Raw genomic sequence first — 16,139 nt, forward strand, 5'->3', positions numbered from 1 at the left:
CCTTTACGCCTGATCAGGCGAGCTGCAAATCCCGGGTCATATTTTCATTCCGGTCACGATGCACGATGATATCGTCCTCAATCCGGATCCCCCCGAACTGACGGAACGCTGCTATTTTATCCCAGTTTATGCTGGCCGCTGCATCTGTTTGCTTTAAGTCTGCCAGCAGGCTGTCGATAAAATACAAGCCTGGCTCAATCGTAAAAACCATATCTGGCTCTATCAGCCGGGTGCAGCGCAAAAACGGATGGTTAGCCGGCGGCGCAATATGAGTGCCCCGCTCATCCTGCATAAAGCCACCAACGTCATGTACCTGCAAGCCAAGGTGATGGCCCAGGCCATGCGGGAAGAAAGTACGGCTGATCTCACGCTCGACAATGCTTGCGGGGTCCAGCCGAACAAAATCAAAGTCATGTAAAATCCGGGCTATGCCCTGGTGGCACTGTAAATGTAAGTCAGTGTAATTAATACCAGGCTTCAGCCCGTCAACCAACGTTAGCTCTAACTGATTAACGGCGGCGATCAGATCGCTAAACTCATCGTTTTTATTAAAACTGTAGGTGCGGGTAATGTCTGCGGCATAACCGTTAAATTCAGCACCGGCATCAATTAAAAATGAGTGATGTTGCGCAGGCTTTTTCCGCTCTAACGCGGTGTAATGCAAAATTGCCGCATTCTGGTTCAAACCAACAATATTGCCATAAGGCACTTCGTTCTCGGTCTGGCCAACAGCTGCCAGATAGGCCAGCTGAATATCAAACTCGCTGCCACCGGCATAGAATGCTGCTTTAGCCGCCCGATGGCCAGCTACCGCCAGTTTGTTAGCCTGGCGTAAGCAGGCCAGCTCATAACCGGTTTTATAAGCACGGTAGTAATGCAGATAACTTAACACGGGCTCCGGGTTAATTTCGGTAAAGCCCAACGCCTGTGCTACCTCCAGATATTCGCCGATATAGGCCAGCCGCGCTTTATCATAAGGCAACAATGTTTCAACCTTATTGGCTTTTTCCAGCAACTGGATATCAAAATATTCTGCCCAGAAGTCAGCGGGCTCGTCCGGCACTTTATGCCAGAAGTCTTTTGGCCGGTAAAAAATCAGTTTCGGCTTGTTTACGCCATCGAGTAACAGCCAGCAATGCGGGTTATCAACCACTGGCAACCAGGCTTTGAAATGCGGGTTTGCTTTAAATGGATAATCCATATCATCCAGAAATTTGCGCTTGGCCTGGCCTGAGTGAATAACCAAACCATCCAGATTTTCGCGGGCCAGCACTTGCCGGGTACGCTGCTGCAACTGTTCAATATGCGCCTGATATAACGCCTGATAACCTGAGTTCATAGCTACCTTTTTTGGTTGGGTGGGCTTAATTGGGCAAATAATAGCACTATTCGACAATCACCCCAATCTTCATAGCCACCAGCGGTTTAAAAACATCCTGAGCCACATTCATCCGAAGATTATAAATCTGATAATAAGCCATTACCGCTTTTACGTACTCACGGGTTTCCCGATATGGAATGGTTTCAACCCAAACATCGGCCGGTAGCGCATAATCCTGCGGGATCCACTGTCTTACCCGGCTATACCCGGCATTATAAGCCGCCGTTGCTTTTAGCAGGTTGCCATCGTTGCGTTTTTTTAAATAGTTAAGGTAATCCGTACCATAATCAATATTGATTACCGGGTTATACAACTGACGAATTTGTACCTTTTTTTTCGCAATCTCATTAGCCGTGCCCGGCATAATCTGCATTAAGCCTCGGGCACCCGCCGGCGAGTAAGCATCTGCCATAAATGAGCTTTCCCGGCGCGCTATTGCCATACTCCAGCCGGAATCGATTTGAAACTTATCGGCAGACAACTGCATCTCCTGCTGATATGCCAGCGGGAAGCGCAGCTCTACGTCGTCCCAATAGCCCACATCTGCCAGCGAGAATATCGCCCGTTCATACCATTGCAGCTGACTGGCCAGCTTTGCTGAGGTCAGTTTTTGCTGCTCGTCCGAGGTATCCTGTAAATGATTCCATTCGCGCCGCGCTTCAGTTAATCGCCCCAGAGCCAGAAATTGCTGGGCACGCTGTACTGCAGGGTGCTGCTGCAATTGCACTATTTCTTCATCGCTAACCTTCACCGGATTGTGCGCCAGGCTGGGTGGCAGGCCAATTCTGGCCGCAGCCATAAAGCCGTAATAATGACGCTCGCCGGCAATAGCGGTAAACTCTGTGGTTGCCTTTTCGGCTTGGCCTTGTTCTTCCAGGGCCCTGGCCCGCCAGTAGCGCCAGTTAATATCGCCCTGCAGTTCAGCAGGCAACTGTTCTATTACCTGCTGCACCTTTGGCCAATCCAGCTCGCGCAAGGCATGGGCTACCTGCCACTGGGCCAGGTTAGCGTCAAATAATTCCGCAGGTAAGGTTGTCAGCCAGTTATCAGCGCGGTTATCGCCCTTGCTGGCCAGAGCAATAGCAAACTGGCGCTGCACATCTAACCGTTGTGCCCTGGTAAAGTAAGGGTCATTAATATGACGTTGCCAGGTCGCCAGCGCCTGATCAGGCGAACGCCAGACTAAGCGTTTTAAACCATAGGCGAGGATGTCCCGCTCGATAATATGCTTACCCGGGAAAAATTTAGCCCGGGCAATCACAGCCGGGTTACGCCGGGTTTGCAGCCATAAATCGGCCAGATATTGCTCGCTGGCCGGAAGCAATGTTTTCAAGTATGGAATAAGCTGAGTCTGGCCGCCTTCTGCCGCTAATTGTAAGCGACGGTGCACGGTTTCACTTTGCAGTGGCTTACTATTACGCCATGCAGTAAATAAGGGGTCACAGGCTTTTGGCTGTGACTTACCCTGGGTCCAGATGTCCTCTGTTTGCTGCCAGATTTCAGGCTCTGAAAGGGTTTTGGTTTTTAGCTGAAAGCGCAATGCATGGCACTGCAGCTCGCTATCAGATGAACCCGGGTAGTTCGCCAGAAACCGTTCAGCCAGCCCCTGCTCTGCCAGTCGCTTTAACCAGGGTTGTCGTAATGGCCAGTCCATTGGTGTGCCCTGATACTGCCCCAGAAACTCTTCAATCGCGTCATGGGCATTTAAAAAATTTTGCAGCCGCTTTAAGCGCAAATACGGCTGCAACGGATAATCGGCCAACTCTGCATACCAGGCTTCCGCCTGCTTGCGACTAACCTTGTCAATATTGTGCTCTAACCTGACAAAGCGCTCACGTTGTTGTTGAAATTTATCCTGTTCAGCCGCGCGGGCTGTTAATGCGCAGGACGCCACCGTGGTAGTGAAAACGGTGGCAATGAATAATGAACGAAAAGCTATCACGACTTACCTCTGACTCCAGCGAAAAATAGAAAAACAACTATAGTTAGTGACATTCAATAGCAACGTTAAGCTGGGTTTAGCTACCTTTTTCAAACGCCTGTTTAAATAACGGTTGAAATTTTTAGTAAAGCACGACACACTGAACCTGTTAACCTCATCGTACCAGTTGCGACAATCACCCTACAACGCGACCAAGGAGCATTTTTATGATCTACCAGAGTGACACTATCAGTGTTGAATATATTAAACCTGGTATCGCCCGGTTTACCTTTGCTGCCGCAGGCTCTGTCAATAAATTTGATCAACAGACCCTGACTGATTGTAAGACAGCTTTAGACAAGCTGCACGCTGACAGTAACCTGAAAGGTGTGATCTTTACCAGTAGCAAAGACACCTTTATTGTTGGCGCGGATATCACCGAATTCTTAAGTACTTTCCAGCGTCCGGAAGCAGAACTGGTACCGTGGATTAAACAAGCCTCTGATATTTTTGATTTATGTGAAGACCTGCCGGTTCCGACCGTGGTAGCCATAAAGGGTTTTGCCTTAGGTGGTGGTTGTGAATGGACCCTGGCGTGTGACTACCGGGTTGCTGACACCAGTACCCGGATTGGCTTACCGGAAGTAAAACTGGGTTTAATGCCCGGCTTTGGCGGTACAGTGCGCCTGCCGCGGATTATTGGTGCCGATAATGCGATGGAGTGGATAACCACTGGTAAAGACCATAGCGCTGAGCAAGCCCAGAAAGCCGGTTTAATTGATGCTGTAGTCGCACCGGAAAAACTGGAAGCTGCTGCACTTAGCGTATTAGAAGACGCCATTGCCGGTAGTTTAAACTGGCAGAAAAGACGCGCTGTTAAGCTGCAGCCGTTAAAACTGAACAAAACTGAAGCCACCATGAGCTTCAGCACCGCTAAGGGAATGGTATTTGCCAGCGCCGGTAAGCATTACCCAGCGCCAATGGCTGCAGTACAAACTATTGAAGCTGCAGCAACCCTGGACCGCGCCGGCGCCATGGCGCTGGAAAACGCTGGCTTCGCCAAGCTGGCAAAAACCGATGCAGCAACTGCTCAGGTTGGCCTGTTTTTAAATGACCAGCTGATAAAAGGCAAAGCGAAAAAGGCTGGCAAAGTGGCCACCAAAACCATTAAAAAGGCCGCCGTATTGGGTGCTGGTATTATGGGTGGTGGCATTGCCTATCAGTCAGCATTAAAAGGCGTACCAGTGGTAATGAAAGACATCGCTGATAAAGCGCTGGCGCTGGGCATGGGCGAAGCGACTAAGCTGCTGAGCAAACAAGTTGAGCGCAAAAAGCTCGATGTCGCGGGCATGGCTAAAGTGATCGCCAGTATTACCCCTACCCTTAGCAACGACATGGTAAAAGACGTTGATATCGTGGTTGAAGCGGTAGTAGAAAACCCGAAAATTAAAGGTGCAGTGTTAAAAGAAGTGGAAGGCTTAATCAGCGACGACGCTATATTAACGTCAAATACCTCGACCATTTCAATTAACGCCCTGGCGAAAAATTTAAGCCGACCACAAAACTTCTGTGGTATGCACTTCTTTAACCCGGTACACCGGATGCCGCTGGTAGAAGTTATTCGCGGCGAGCACACCAGCGATGAAACGGTCGCTGCGGTAGTGGCATACGCTGCGAAAATGGGCAAATCGCCGATAGTGGTCAACGACTGTCCCGGCTTCTTTGTTAACCGGGTGCTGTTCCCCTACTTTGCCGGTTTCAGCAAACTGGTGCTGGACGGCGCCGACTTTGCCCAGGTTGATAAGGTAATGGAAAAGCAATTTGGCTGGCCGATGGGCCCGGCTTACTTACTGGATGTCGTCGGATTAGATACTGCTTTCCATTGTACTGACGTGATGGCTGAGGGCTTCCCAAGCCGGATGGCGAAGCTGGATAACGACCCGGTTGCTGCCATGTACAAAGCTGATCGCTACGGCCAGAAGAATGGCGTGGGTTTCTATGCTTACAGTAAAGATGCCAAAGGCAAACCGAAAAAAGATATCGACCCGAAAAGTGTCGAGTTACTGACTGGCATTGCTGAAGATAAAAAAGAATTCAGCCCGGATGAGATTATCGCCCGGGTTATGGTGCCGATGATCAACGAAACGATTCGCTGTTTAGAAGAAGGCATCGTACAAACCGCTGCCGAAGCCGATATGGGCCTGATTTTCGGCCTGGGTTTCCCGCCGTTCCGTGGCGGCCCGCTGCGTTATGTCGACACCATCGGTTTAACTAACTTTGTCGCCCTGGCCGATAAATACGCCCACTTAGGCGAAATTTATCAGGTTACAGATAAAACCCGCGCTATGGCCGACAATGGCCAGCGTTTTTTCCCGGTTTAAGCGCAGGAGCAGAATAATGAAAAATGCAGTTATTGTAGATTGTATCCGTACCCCGATGGGACGCTCAAAAAATGGTATGTACCGTAATGTTCGTGCTGAGCAGCTATCTGCCCATGTTATGGCGTCATTGCTGGAGCGCAACCCGGCGTTAAACCCCAGTGATATCGACGATATTATCTGGGGCTGTGTCCAGCAAACCCTGGAGCAGGGCTTTAACGTGGCGCGTAACGCTTCGCTGTTAGCCGGCATTCCGCATTCGGTGCCTGCCGTTACCGTTAACCGCTTATGCGGCTCGTCGATGCAGGCGCTGCATGATGCAGTTCGCGCAATTCAGACCGGTATGGGTGAAGTGTATTTAATTGGTGGCGTAGAGCATATGGGCCATGTGCCAATGAACCACGGTGTCGATTTTCACCCGGGCTTGTCTACGTCAATTGCCAAAGCGGCTGGCATGATGGGCCTTACGGCTGAACTGCTGGGCAAAATGCACGGCATCAGCCGTGAGCAGCAGGACGAATTCGGCGCCCGCTCGCACCGGTTAGCGCAGGAAGCCAGTGAGCAAGGCCGCTTTAAAAATGAAATTATCCCAACCGAAGGCCACGACGCTGATGGCGTGTTAAAACTGATGGATTACGATGAAGTTATTCGTCCGGAAACCACAGTAGAAGCTCTAGGCCAGTTACGGCCGGTATTCGACCCGGCTAACGGCACGGTAACAGCCGGTACCTCGTCAGCGTTATCTGACGGTGCCTCTGGCATGCTGGTAATGAGTGAAGAAAAAGCCAAAGAACTGGGCTTACCTATTCGTGCTTATGTGCGTGGTATGGGCGTGGCCGGTTGCGACCCGTCAATTATGGGTTACGGCCCGGTGCCGGCCTCGAAAAAGGCGCTGAAAATGGCCGGTTTGTCTATTAACGATATCGACTTCGCTGAGCTTAATGAAGCATTCGCAGCGCAGGCGTTACCGGTAATGAAAGACCTAGGCTTAATGGAAGTAAAAGATCAAAAAGTAAACCTGAACGGCGGCGCCATTGCGCTTGGCCACCCGCTGGGCTGCTCTGGTTCACGGATCAGCACTACCTTAATCAACGTTATGGAAGATAAAGGCGGAAAATTTGGCCTGGCTACCATGTGTATTGGCTTAGGTCAGGGTATCGCGACTGTTTTTGAGAGGCCATAAGCTGACAGCAACAGGCTGGTAGCAACCAGCACAATCGCATAGAATAAGGGCCGTTTTTACGGCCCTTTTTTTGTTGTTTGCTATTCAGGTAACGGCTGTAGGTTGCAACACCCACTGTGCTCGCCACAGCAACTCGGCTTTGCTGACGCAAACCCTCAGACACTCTGTGTCTGCGCAAGTGGGGTTCCAACCATCGCCTTAGCTTAGCGATAATAGCCCACTACAATTTATACTTGATAGTACACAATCCGTTTGCTGAATAAGTTAGGTTTTGAAATAAGATTATCGGAGTAACCATGAACCCGCATTTTAACAGCGCCACCCAAACCCTGGACGCCTTAGGCATGCGCTGCCCCGAGCCGGTAATGATGGTGCGGCTGCAAATGCGTAAAATGCAGGTCGGTGAAACCTTACTGATTATCGCCGATGACCCGGCCACCACCCGTGATATCCCAGCATTCTGCCGTTTTATGGATCATGAGTTACTAGCGAGTGATACAGCTAAGCTGCCTTATCGGTATGTGGTGAAAAAGGTAAGTAGCTAACAACTTTCAAATGGCACAACATTTTGAATTAATTATTGAGCCACAATTGCATCGTACCAATTCCCCTCTTACACCCTTTGTTACAATCGCTTGCAAAGCGCCGTTTGACTTAAAAACCTCGGTTTTATACCGTTGCTGTGTGAGTTAATGCTATGGAGTAGCATGTTATGTTATGGCCTTTAATTAAAGACTCAGTGCCGGTAAAAGCTTTAGTGCTGCTGGTGTTAATGTTTCTGCTGTGGTGGTTTAACTGGTATACCGCTGGCGCGGCGCTGATACTGCTTATTACCGACATTCTAATCACCTTAAGTATAACCCCGGCAAATAAGGGTGAGTTCGTCTTTAGCAAAGATATTCAAAAGCTGTTCTCTACTGATGGCACCTGGCTGCAAGTGGCAATGGAAAGAGCCAAAGTCAGTGATGTGAAAGAGCTCAATCTATATCAGCAGGACCAACTGGCTTACGTTGATTTCAAACTTAACGCTAACCTGCATGTGCGCTATAAGTTTCCGCTGCAACAATACCAGCCGTTTTTACTGTGGCTGCAAAACCATTTACCACAAACGCAAATAGTGACCAGTTTAAAAAGCTAAGTTCTTTGTTGCAAATTGCTAATTGCAGTGGCAGCACTCACTCCTTTTGCTATGGTTGTGATTACCCTCTTTCTGTTCTGGACAACGCACGACTATGACATCGCAGTTTTCAGCCAAACTTGATGAGCTTCACAGCGCTATTTACAACCCTGAGATCAATGAAAACGAAGCCCGCGAGCATTTGCTGCGATGCTGTTTAGACGGGCTGAAAATCCAGCAGGTCGGGCTGTGGCAGTTTGTTGACCATGACTTACTGCGCTGCCAGTTGCTGCTGGATAAAGACAATGGCTTTTCCCAGGAAGCCTTGCTGGTCGATCGCTGGAGCTTTCCGGGTTATTTTGCCGCGCTGGATCAGAAGAAAGTTATCCGGGCGGTCGATGCCCTGAAAGACCCTGCCACCAAAGATCTCGCCGAGCTGTTTTTAAAACCTTTTAATATTAAATCGTTACTCGATGTACCTATTTATCACGGTGACAAAGCGACCGGTATCATCTGTTGTGAACAAACAGCGGTTATTAAACGCTGGACGGAGGAAGAGGTAGCCTTTGTCGTGGCGGTAGCTGATATTTACCGTTCACGCTTTAGTTAAGGCGTTTTGCCGCGTTGCACTGGCGCCGTAGCTAAAGCCTTGGCACACTGGTGCCCATGCCCCCTGTATAATCTGAAAGGACTTACCATGCGCCTGCTGTCTAGCATCTTATTGCTGTTTATCAGCACCAGTTGTTTGCCTGTGTTAGCAAATACCCCTGAACGTACACCATCTGCGCCTGAGCGCATTCAAGGTGAAGGGGACGGCCCCTATAAACGGTTAATTTTACGCGGCGGCATCTTAATCAGTGGTGAAGGCGCGCCCGCTATTGGCCCGGTGGATATTGTCATTGAAAACGACCGGATCAGTCAGGTTACCGTTGTCGGTTACCCCGATGTACCGGTGCTGGCCGGCGGCCGGCCGGTTGCAAAAGACGGTGACACCGAAATGGATGTCAGCGGTATGTATATTTTGCCCGGTTTTATTGATATGCATGGCCACATTGGTGGCTCTGCTAATGGTATTCCGGCTGAGTACGTGTTTAAACTCTGGTTGGCACATGGCATTACCACGGTGCGGGAACCCGGTAGTTTTAATGGCCTGGCCTGGACCTTGAAACATGTGAAAGCCTCGGCAGAGAACCAGATAGTGGCACCACGAATTGTGCCTTATGTCGGTTTTGGTCAGGGCTTGGCGCAAGCGGTGTTTAACCCGGAGCAGGCCCGCAAATGGGTGCGCGATATTAAAAAGGCCGGTGCAGCCGGTATTAAATTTTTTGGTGCCACCCCGGGTATTATTGCCGCTGCGCTGGAGGAAGCAAATAAACAACAACTGGGTACCATGATGCACCACGCCCAGCTGAATGTCGCCCGTACCAATGTACTGGACAGTGCGCGAATGGGTTTAGGCTCAATGGAACATTGGTATGGTTTGCCAGAAGCATTGTTCACCGGTCAGACTATTCAGAATTATCCGGCAAATTATAATTACCAGAATGAACAGGACCGTTTTGGCGCCGCAGGCGAATTGTGGCGTCAGGCTGCCAAACCAGGTTCAGAGAAGTGGAATGCAGTGCGCGATGAGTTAATTGCGCTCGATTTTACCATTAACCCCACTCTTACTATTTACGAGGCCAGCCGCGATGCCGCAGCACAGCGCAACGCCGAGTGGCACCAGCAGTATACCCTGCCGACGCTGACTAAATTTTTTACCCCCAGCCGCTATGCCCATGGTTCTTACTGGTTTGACTGGACCACTGACCATGAAATTGCCTGGCGGGAAAACTACCGGATTTGGATGCAGTTTTTAAATGACTATAAAAACCATGGTGGCCGGATCACCGTCGGCTCCGATGCCGGTTATATCTATAAAATATACGGCTTTGCCTTTGTTCAGGAGCTGGAGCTGCTGCGCGAAGCGGGTTTTAATGCGCTGGAAGTGGTTCAGGCTGCCACCCTTAATGGCGCTCTCGCCCTTGGGCTGGAGCAGGATATTGGCAGCGTTGTGCCGGGTAAAAAAGCCGATTTAGTTATCGTTGCTGAAAACCCGCTGGCAAATTTTAAAGTATTATATGGTACCGGCCACTACCGGCTAAATACAGACAATCAGGCTGTGCGTACCCAGGGCGTGCGTTACACCATTAAAGACGGCATCGTGTATGACGCGCAGCTACTGCTGGCTGATGTGCGGAATTTGGTTGCGCTGGCAAAGCAACAGGAAACCAAACCGTAAGTCTTAAACTATGTATGCAGAAGGGCAGGCTGCGCCCTTTTGCATTTGCCCGCTCTTTATTCATTTACAGTTCATGCTCATCTTTTACACTCCTTTTTATTAATTGAAATGCAATAATTTTGTTTCAAATACAAGGTACTGGCTCGCCGTTTTAACTGGTGTGCCCGCCTTGCGTATTTACGTTGTGCAAAATTACCAAAATGACTATATGGAGCCTGACCTGCTATGGAATCGCTAAAGAATAAATCCTCCCATCGTTACAAATTCCCTGCTGCAGTCCTGTTAGTGCCGTTGTTCAGTACAGCGCTGCTATGGCAGCAAGCCGCTTATGCAACAACCCCTGTCTCAGTGCCAGATGAGCCTGTTATTCTGGAGCGGGCAGAACCCCGCTATCCGGTGCAGGCTGCTTCTGATGGCGTACAGGGCTTTGTTGAATTACAGTTTAATGTTGAGGCTGATGGCTCAACCAGCAACATTCAAGTTATTGAAGCAAAACCCAAGCGGGTGTTCGAACAGGAAGCAATAAGGGCATTGGCACGCTGGAAATACCAACCCGCAGCTACTGACTCTGCCAATCAGAATGTCGTAGTAACAATTGACTTCAGTCTCAGGTCGCATCTGGCCCAAACCCTGAGTAAATAGCCCGGCTGACGTGATTATCTACATCTGACGCAGGGCATTACTAATGTTGTTATTGCTACAGTACTACCTTTGTATGCTAGGATGAATAAAAAAGGGGGTAGTGCTGTTGCAGGTAACTCTTAACAAGGATAGTGCTCAGCAAGCTGAAAAAATTGATGCCAGACGCCGGCGTTATATTTTATCTTTTGTCAGTTATATTACCTCTGTTGTCATGTTTATCTATGGTTTTAAAAACCTCGGTGGTGAAATTGCCTTACTGCCTGTGATCTTGTTTGGCACTGGCGCTACCTTTCTTATTAATATCAGTTACTTCCGCTGGTCTGGCAATTTAAACCTGGCTTGTAATATTGAAGCTGTGCTGGTCGGTTTTTTTGTACTTGCCCTGGTATATCAGGGTGGCTTTAATAATACCGCCCTTTACTGGGTGTTCCCTTTCCCGGCTATTCTGTTTGGCTTACTTGGAGTAAAGAAAGCGCTGTTAAGCAATGCATTACTACTAACTGTACTGGGGGTAATGCTATTCATACCGGACCTTATTTTGGCTGACTATAAAGAAGCCGAGGCCAGCCGGTTTATTGCATCACTGCTTATCGTCATTATTGTCTGCTGGATTAACGATCACTACCGGGAGCGTAGTCATGAAGCGATGGACTTACTGCAACAGAGTAAAGAAGTACAGGCCAATACTGACCCGCTAACCTTATTACTTAACCGCAGGTTTATTGATTCATCGCTGAACATTAATTTGCAACAGCAAGCTGACGCCTTTCTGCCGATGGCAGTTATTATTTGCGATATTGACCACTTTAAACAACTGAACGACCAACATGGCCATGCCGCAGGTGATGCTGTTTTACGCCACCTCGCCAATTTATTTCGACGTAATCTGCGACAGCAGGATATTGCCTGTAGGATAGGCGGCGAAGAGTTTCTGTTTTTTCTGCCTAAAACCAATACTGACGACGCCATGCTGGTTGCTGAGAAAATACGCCAGGCTTTGCTGGATCACCCGCTACAACTTGGCAAACTGGCACTGCCGGTGAGTGCCAGCTTTGGGGTTGCAGGTTGCAACGACAGCACCAGTCTTGCTGCCGCTATAGAACACGCCGATAAGCAATTGTACCTGGCAAAACATAGCGGCCGTAACCTGGTGTGCTAAACGGTTAACTTTGCCACAGCCAGTTCCAGCCTTTTCAGTTCACGCAATGTGGAGCTACGGTTGGTTTCCATCCATATCCACATTTTAGTACCGACCTGTGCCTGGAATGCCAGTAGTAGTAGCACGCCCCAGAATAGTTGTTGTTCCGGCTCTGCGGTAAAAAAATGGAAGCCGCAATAAAAAATTGCCACGGCCAGTAAGGTTGCCAGTATATAAGCAATTATCATAATGCTGCCCAACCCGCCTTTAAAGCCAGAGGCTAATACTTTTTCAAGCCCCTGCTCTTCCCGCATTAATTTATCCAGCTCAGCTGCCTGCTTCGCTAATTGCTTTTTAATATCGTGGTCAATGGTCATAAGCTACTCCTCGTTGTGTTTGTAAGAACTATTTCACTTGCTATTGCAGGTGCTGTTGCAACTGCTGTCGCGCCCGGTGCAAGCGTGATTTAACCGTACCGATGGGTATTTCAACAATTAACGCGATCTGGCTTAGTTCCAGCTCATGCAAATAATGCAACTGCAACACCAACCGTTCATCTGCCGCCAGCATCGCCAGTGCTTTACGTAAGTCGCTGTTATCAGCATGCTGCTGAGCGTAATCCGGTCCGAGGCCGGATATTGGTTCAGCGTCATCGATTGACTGCTGCTTTCGGCTCGCCGCCTGCTTCTGATAATCCAGCACTTCCCAACGCACTGCCCGATATAGCCAGCTGGTAAATACTGCCGGGTCATTTAAGCGGGTAATTCGCCGGCTTACTTTCAACCAGACGTTTTGCACCAGATCTTCCGCCACTGCCGGGTTAGCCAGTAAATAGGCTGCGAACCGGCGCAAATCACGATGATAATGCTGATATAACAAGGCAAAAGCGCGTTTGTCGCCGTCTTGCATGGCCATCACCAGTAAATGAAGTTGCGCCTGCTGCATTTTCACCCTTAATGTTGTTTTACCGTTAAAAGACGACGCTAAGTATTACCAGGTTCACGCTAAGCCAGGTTTATTTTTCTGACAGTGTGGTAACTTCCCTTATCAGGCAAATAAAAAAGCCAGCGGTTAAGCTGGCTTAGTTAATTGACGGGGCGCTTCGTTATTACTGTAATACCGAGATATCGGCCACTTGAAGGAATAATTCCCGTAACTGTTGCAACAATGCAAGGCGGTTAAAACGCACTGCGTTATCGTCAGCATTTACCATTACCTGGTCAAAAAAGCTGTCGATCACACTGCGCATACCGGCTAAATGGGCCAGGCTGTCGCGGTAGCTGTGCCCTTCTGCCTGATATGCATGTTCGGCAGTAATCGCCTGATAAAGCGCCTGCTCTGCGGACTCTTGCAGTAAGTTAGTGCTTACTTGCACTGGTATATCGTCAGTTACTTTCGCCAGAATATTAGCCACTCGCTTATTGGCCGCAGCCAGCGCTGCTGCTGCATCCAGCTTACTGAATTCGGCCACGGCGCTTACCCGCTTGTCAAAGTCACTCGGGCTGGTTGGCCGGCGCGCCAGAACCGCCTGAATAACATCGACTGAATAGCCTTCGTCCTGATACCAGGCGCGGAACCGCCCCAGCATAAAGTCCAGTACTTCTTCAGCCACCTTAGCATTAGTTAACTTATTGCCGAAAGTCTGCTGGCTAAAGGCAATAATATCTACCAGATCTAAAGGTAGTTGCTTTTCAACCATAATCCGCAGTGCGCCTATAGCAGCCCGGCGAAGCGCAAACGGGTCTTTATCACCTTTTGGTGTCTGACCAATGCCAAAAATACCGACCAAAGTATCCAGCTTATCGGCTATTGCCACCGAAGCGCCTTCCTGCCTGCTTGGTAGCTGATCGCCGGCGAAGCGCGGCATATACTGCTCGTTCAGTGCCAGGGCAACGGCTTCATCTTCACCATCCAGCCGTGCATAGTGCATACCCATAATGCCCTGCACTTCCGGAAACTCGCCAACCATATTGGTCATTAAATCGGTTTTCGATAGCAAACCGGCCCGCTCGGCAGCGGCCTGGTCGGCGCCGATTTTGGCTGCAATAAAGCCGGCAACTTTGCTGATGCGCTCTGATTTTTCTGCCAGCGTGCCAAGTTGCTGCTGGAACAACACCGTTTTTAAACTATCCAGCCGGTGTTCCAGTTTGGTTTTACGGTCGGTTTTAAAGAAAAACTCAGCATCAGCCAGCCGTGGCCGGACGACTTTTTCATTGCCACTGATAATTTGCTGCGGGTCTTTGCTTTCGATATTGGTGACAAAGATAAACTTATTGATTAACTTGCCTTGCTTATCCAGCAATGGGAAGTACTTCTGATTATCTTTCATCGTTGAAATTAATGGTTCAGCAGGTACCTGCAAAAAGCTTTCTTCGAAACTGCCCACTAAAATTACCGGCCATTCCACCAAAGAGGCCACTTCTTCCAGCAAAGCATCATCCATTTGGGCTGTGGCATTTAAGCTATCTGCTGTGGCTTTAACCTGTTGGGCGATAGTGGCTTTGCGCTGCTGATAATCAGCCACCACATACGCTTGCTGTAAAGTGGGCAAATAAGCATCAGCATTGGCAATTTCAACCAATGCAGGTGCATGGAAGCGGTGGCCATAGCTCTTATTACTGCTACTACGGCCTAAAATAGTGGCAGGCACGACCTCATTGCCATATAGCATAACAATAGTATGCACTGGGCGGATAAACTCTGCATCTGAGTTGCCCCAACGCATTGGCCGGGCAATCGGTAACTTGGCCAGGGCAGTTTTAATCACGTCTGCCAGTAAGTCAGTTGTATTCTGGCCCTTTTGCAATTGTTTGTGCAGCAGCCAGGCACCTTTATCGGTTTCCAGTCGCTCAGCCTCCTCAATACTGATCCCGCAGCCTGCAGCCCAACCCTGGGCAGCTTTTGTTGGCTTACCATCAGCATCGAAAGCAGCAGCAATAGCCGGGCCGCGCTTCTCGACAACTTTGTCGCTCTGGCTGGCAGCCAGGCCATTAACCCGCACTGCTAAGCGCCGCGGTGCGGCGTACCAGACTATGTCGTCATGGTTTAACTCTTGTTTAGCCAGCTCTGCAGCAATATTATCAGCAAAAGCGGTAGCAAGCGTTTTCAGTGCCTTCGGTGGTAACTCTTCGGTGCCAATTTCTACCAGAAAATCCTGAGCGCTCATTTGGCCTCCTGCTGTGATGACTGGTCTTTTTTACATAGCGGAAAGCCAAGTTTCTCGCGGCTGGCAAAATAGGCTTCCGCGCAGGCCTTAGCTAAAGTACGCACCCGCAGGATATAGCGCTGGCGCTCGGTGACCGAAATTGCATGGCGGGCGTCTAACATATTAAAAGCATGGGAGGCTTTCATGACTTTTTCATAAGCTGGCAACGCCAGACCTTGTTCTATCAGGTAATGGCTTTCTTTCTCACACTGGTCAAACTGAGCGAACAGCGCCGGCACATCAGCATGCTCAAAATTGTAGGTAGATTGCTCTACTTCGTTCTGATGGAACACGTCACCGTAAGTTACCCGGCCTAACGGACCGTCGGTCCACACCAAATCATAGATAGAATCGACACCCTGAATGTACATCGCTAAGCGTTCTAAGCCGTAGGTAATCTCACCGGTTACCGGCCGGCATTCCAGCCCTCCTACCTGCTGGAAATAAGTAAACTGGGTTACTTCCATGCCGTTTAACCAAACTTCCCAGCCCAGCCCCCAGGCACCCAGGGTTGGCGATTCCCAGTTATCTTCTACAAAGCGGATATCATGCACCAGGGTATCAATGCCTAATTCACGCAACGAGCCTAAGTACAGCTCCTGAATATTGTCTGGCGACGGCTTTAAAATTACCTGAAACTGATAGTAATGCTGCAACCGGTTCGGGTTTTCACCATAACGGCCATCGGTAGGCCGGCGGCATGGCTGGACATAAGCCACATTAGTTGGTTCTGGCCCTAATGAGCGTAAAAAGGTCATCGGGTGGAAAGTTCCGGCACCCACTTCTAAATCCAGCGGCTGGACAATAACACAGCCCTGACGCGCCCAGTAATCCTGCAGGGCTAAGATCAGGCCCTGAAAGGTTTTAATATCATATTTATGCATGCGCTGCTA

At 49.4% G+C, this 16,139-nt stretch carries 14 protein-coding genes; 8 read left to right on the forward strand and 6 right to left on the reverse strand.

Features of this window, described 5'->3' with window-relative positions; all coding sequences use genetic code 11:
* Window positions 1–13: 13 nt before the first annotated feature.
* Both pepQ and KQY15_RS19255 read right to left on the reverse strand, forming a co-directional pair.
* Window positions 14–1,339: a Xaa-Pro dipeptidase gene (gene pepQ, locus KQY15_RS14175; RefSeq protein WP_217670276.1), complete on the reverse strand. Its 1,326-nt coding sequence runs from the start codon at window positions 1,337–1,339 to the stop codon at window positions 14–16.
* A 46-nt stretch (window positions 1,340–1,385) separates the two neighbouring features.
* Entirely contained in the window at window positions 1,386–3,323 is a 1,938-nt protein-coding gene (locus KQY15_RS19255) for a transglycosylase SLT domain-containing protein (RefSeq protein ID WP_217670278.1), read from the reverse strand.
* Between the two features lie 206 nt (window positions 3,324–3,529).
* Between KQY15_RS19255 and fadB the strand changes: the two genes are divergently transcribed.
* The 8 genes from fadB (at window position 3,530) to KQY15_RS14220 (ending at window position 12,062) form a co-directional block, all read left to right on the forward strand.
* The gene (gene fadB / locus KQY15_RS14185) at window positions 3,530–5,683 is read left to right on the forward strand and encodes a fatty acid oxidation complex subunit alpha FadB (RefSeq protein WP_217670280.1); all 2,154 of its coding nucleotides are present in this window, start codon (window positions 3,530–3,532) and stop codon (window positions 5,681–5,683) included.
* A gap of 16 nt (window positions 5,684–5,699) precedes the next feature.
* Window positions 5,700–6,863 (forward strand): acetyl-CoA C-acyltransferase FadA, encoded by a 1,164-nt coding sequence (gene fadA, locus KQY15_RS14190; RefSeq protein ID WP_217670282.1) that lies wholly within the window; start codon window positions 5,700–5,702, stop codon window positions 6,861–6,863.
* Between the two features lie 296 nt (window positions 6,864–7,159).
* Window positions 7,160–7,408: a sulfurtransferase TusA gene (gene tusA / locus KQY15_RS14195; RefSeq protein ID WP_217670284.1), complete on the forward strand. Its 249-nt coding sequence runs from the start codon at window positions 7,160–7,162 to the stop codon at window positions 7,406–7,408.
* A 167-nt stretch (window positions 7,409–7,575) separates the two neighbouring features.
* Window positions 7,576–8,001 carry a hypothetical protein gene (locus KQY15_RS14200; RefSeq protein ID WP_217670286.1) on the forward strand — a complete coding sequence of 142 codons (426 nt, stop codon included), beginning with the start codon at window positions 7,576–7,578 and terminating at the stop codon, window positions 7,999–8,001.
* 94 nt (window positions 8,002–8,095) lie between these two features.
* The gene (locus KQY15_RS14205; protein ID WP_217670295.1) at window positions 8,096–8,590 is read left to right on the forward strand and encodes a GAF domain-containing protein; all 495 of its coding nucleotides are present in this window, start codon (window positions 8,096–8,098) and stop codon (window positions 8,588–8,590) included.
* Between the two features lie 87 nt (window positions 8,591–8,677).
* The gene (locus KQY15_RS14210) at window positions 8,678–10,261 is read left to right on the forward strand and encodes an amidohydrolase family protein (RefSeq protein WP_217670297.1); all 1,584 of its coding nucleotides are present in this window, start codon (window positions 8,678–8,680) and stop codon (window positions 10,259–10,261) included.
* 225 nt (window positions 10,262–10,486) lie between these two features.
* Window positions 10,487–10,903 carry a TonB family protein gene (locus KQY15_RS14215; protein ID WP_217670299.1) on the forward strand — a complete coding sequence of 139 codons (417 nt, stop codon included), beginning with the start codon at window positions 10,487–10,489 and terminating at the stop codon, window positions 10,901–10,903.
* Window positions 10,904–11,003: 100 nt separating this feature from the next.
* Entirely contained in the window at window positions 11,004–12,062 is a 1,059-nt protein-coding gene (locus tag KQY15_RS14220) for a GGDEF domain-containing protein (RefSeq protein ID WP_217670301.1), read from the forward strand.
* Here KQY15_RS14220 and KQY15_RS14225 read toward each other — a convergent pair.
* From KQY15_RS14225 to glyQ, 4 genes are all read right to left on the reverse strand, one after another.
* Window positions 12,059–12,418, reverse strand: a complete 360-nt coding sequence (locus tag KQY15_RS14225) for a DUF6768 family protein (protein ID WP_217670303.1) — start codon at window positions 12,416–12,418, stop codon at window positions 12,059–12,061. The genes KQY15_RS14220 and KQY15_RS14225 overlap by 4 nt on opposite strands.
* A 40-nt stretch (window positions 12,419–12,458) precedes the next feature.
* On the reverse strand, window positions 12,459–12,986 hold the full coding sequence (locus KQY15_RS14230) for an RNA polymerase sigma factor (protein WP_217670304.1): 528 nt from the start codon (window positions 12,984–12,986) through the stop codon (window positions 12,459–12,461).
* A 163-nt stretch (window positions 12,987–13,149) separates the two neighbouring features.
* Window positions 13,150–15,207 (reverse strand): glycine--tRNA ligase subunit beta, encoded by a 2,058-nt coding sequence (glyS, locus tag KQY15_RS14235; protein WP_217670306.1) that lies wholly within the window; start codon window positions 15,205–15,207, stop codon window positions 13,150–13,152.
* Complete coding sequence (gene glyQ, locus KQY15_RS14240; RefSeq protein WP_217670308.1) at window positions 15,204–16,130, reverse strand: glycine--tRNA ligase subunit alpha; 927 nt, start codon at window positions 16,128–16,130, stop codon at window positions 15,204–15,206. Before glyQ ends, glyS begins: the two co-directional genes overlap by 4 nt.
* Window positions 16,131–16,139 lie beyond the last annotated feature (9 nt).

This window comes from Arsukibacterium indicum, from assembly GCF_019100565.1.
Classification (GTDB): Bacteria; Pseudomonadota; Gammaproteobacteria; order Enterobacterales; family Alteromonadaceae; genus Alishewanella; species Alishewanella indicum.

Excerpts from the sequence above, each read along its gene's own strand:
- pepQ (WP_217670276.1), bottom strand. The coding sequence starts at position 1,339 with ATGAACTCAGGTTATCAGGCGTTATATCAGGCGCATATTGAACAGTTG.
- fadB (WP_217670280.1), top strand. The coding sequence starts at position 3,530 with ATGATCTACCAGAGTGACACTATCAGTGTTGAATATATTAAACCTGGT.
- fadA (WP_217670282.1), top strand. The coding sequence starts at position 5,700 with ATGAAAAATGCAGTTATTGTAGATTGTATCCGTACCCCGATGGGACGC.
- tusA (WP_217670284.1), top strand. The coding sequence starts at position 7,160 with ATGAACCCGCATTTTAACAGCGCCACCCAAACCCTGGACGCCTTAGGC.
- KQY15_RS14200 (WP_217670286.1), top strand. The coding sequence starts at position 7,576 with ATGTTATGGCCTTTAATTAAAGACTCAGTGCCGGTAAAAGCTTTAGTG.
- KQY15_RS14205 (WP_217670295.1), top strand. The coding sequence starts at position 8,096 with ATGACATCGCAGTTTTCAGCCAAACTTGATGAGCTTCACAGCGCTATT.
- KQY15_RS14210 (WP_217670297.1), top strand. The coding sequence starts at position 8,678 with ATGCGCCTGCTGTCTAGCATCTTATTGCTGTTTATCAGCACCAGTTGT.
- KQY15_RS14215 (WP_217670299.1), top strand. The coding sequence starts at position 10,487 with ATGGAATCGCTAAAGAATAAATCCTCCCATCGTTACAAATTCCCTGCT.
- KQY15_RS14225 (WP_217670303.1), bottom strand. The coding sequence starts at position 12,418 with ATGACCATTGACCACGATATTAAAAAGCAATTAGCGAAGCAGGCAGCT.
- KQY15_RS14230 (WP_217670304.1), bottom strand. The coding sequence starts at position 12,986 with ATGCAGCAGGCGCAACTTCATTTACTGGTGATGGCCATGCAAGACGGC.
- glyS (WP_217670306.1), bottom strand. The coding sequence starts at position 15,207 with ATGAGCGCTCAGGATTTTCTGGTAGAAATTGGCACCGAAGAGTTACCA.
- glyQ (WP_217670308.1), bottom strand. The coding sequence starts at position 16,130 with ATGCATAAATATGATATTAAAACCTTTCAGGGCCTGATCTTAGCCCTG.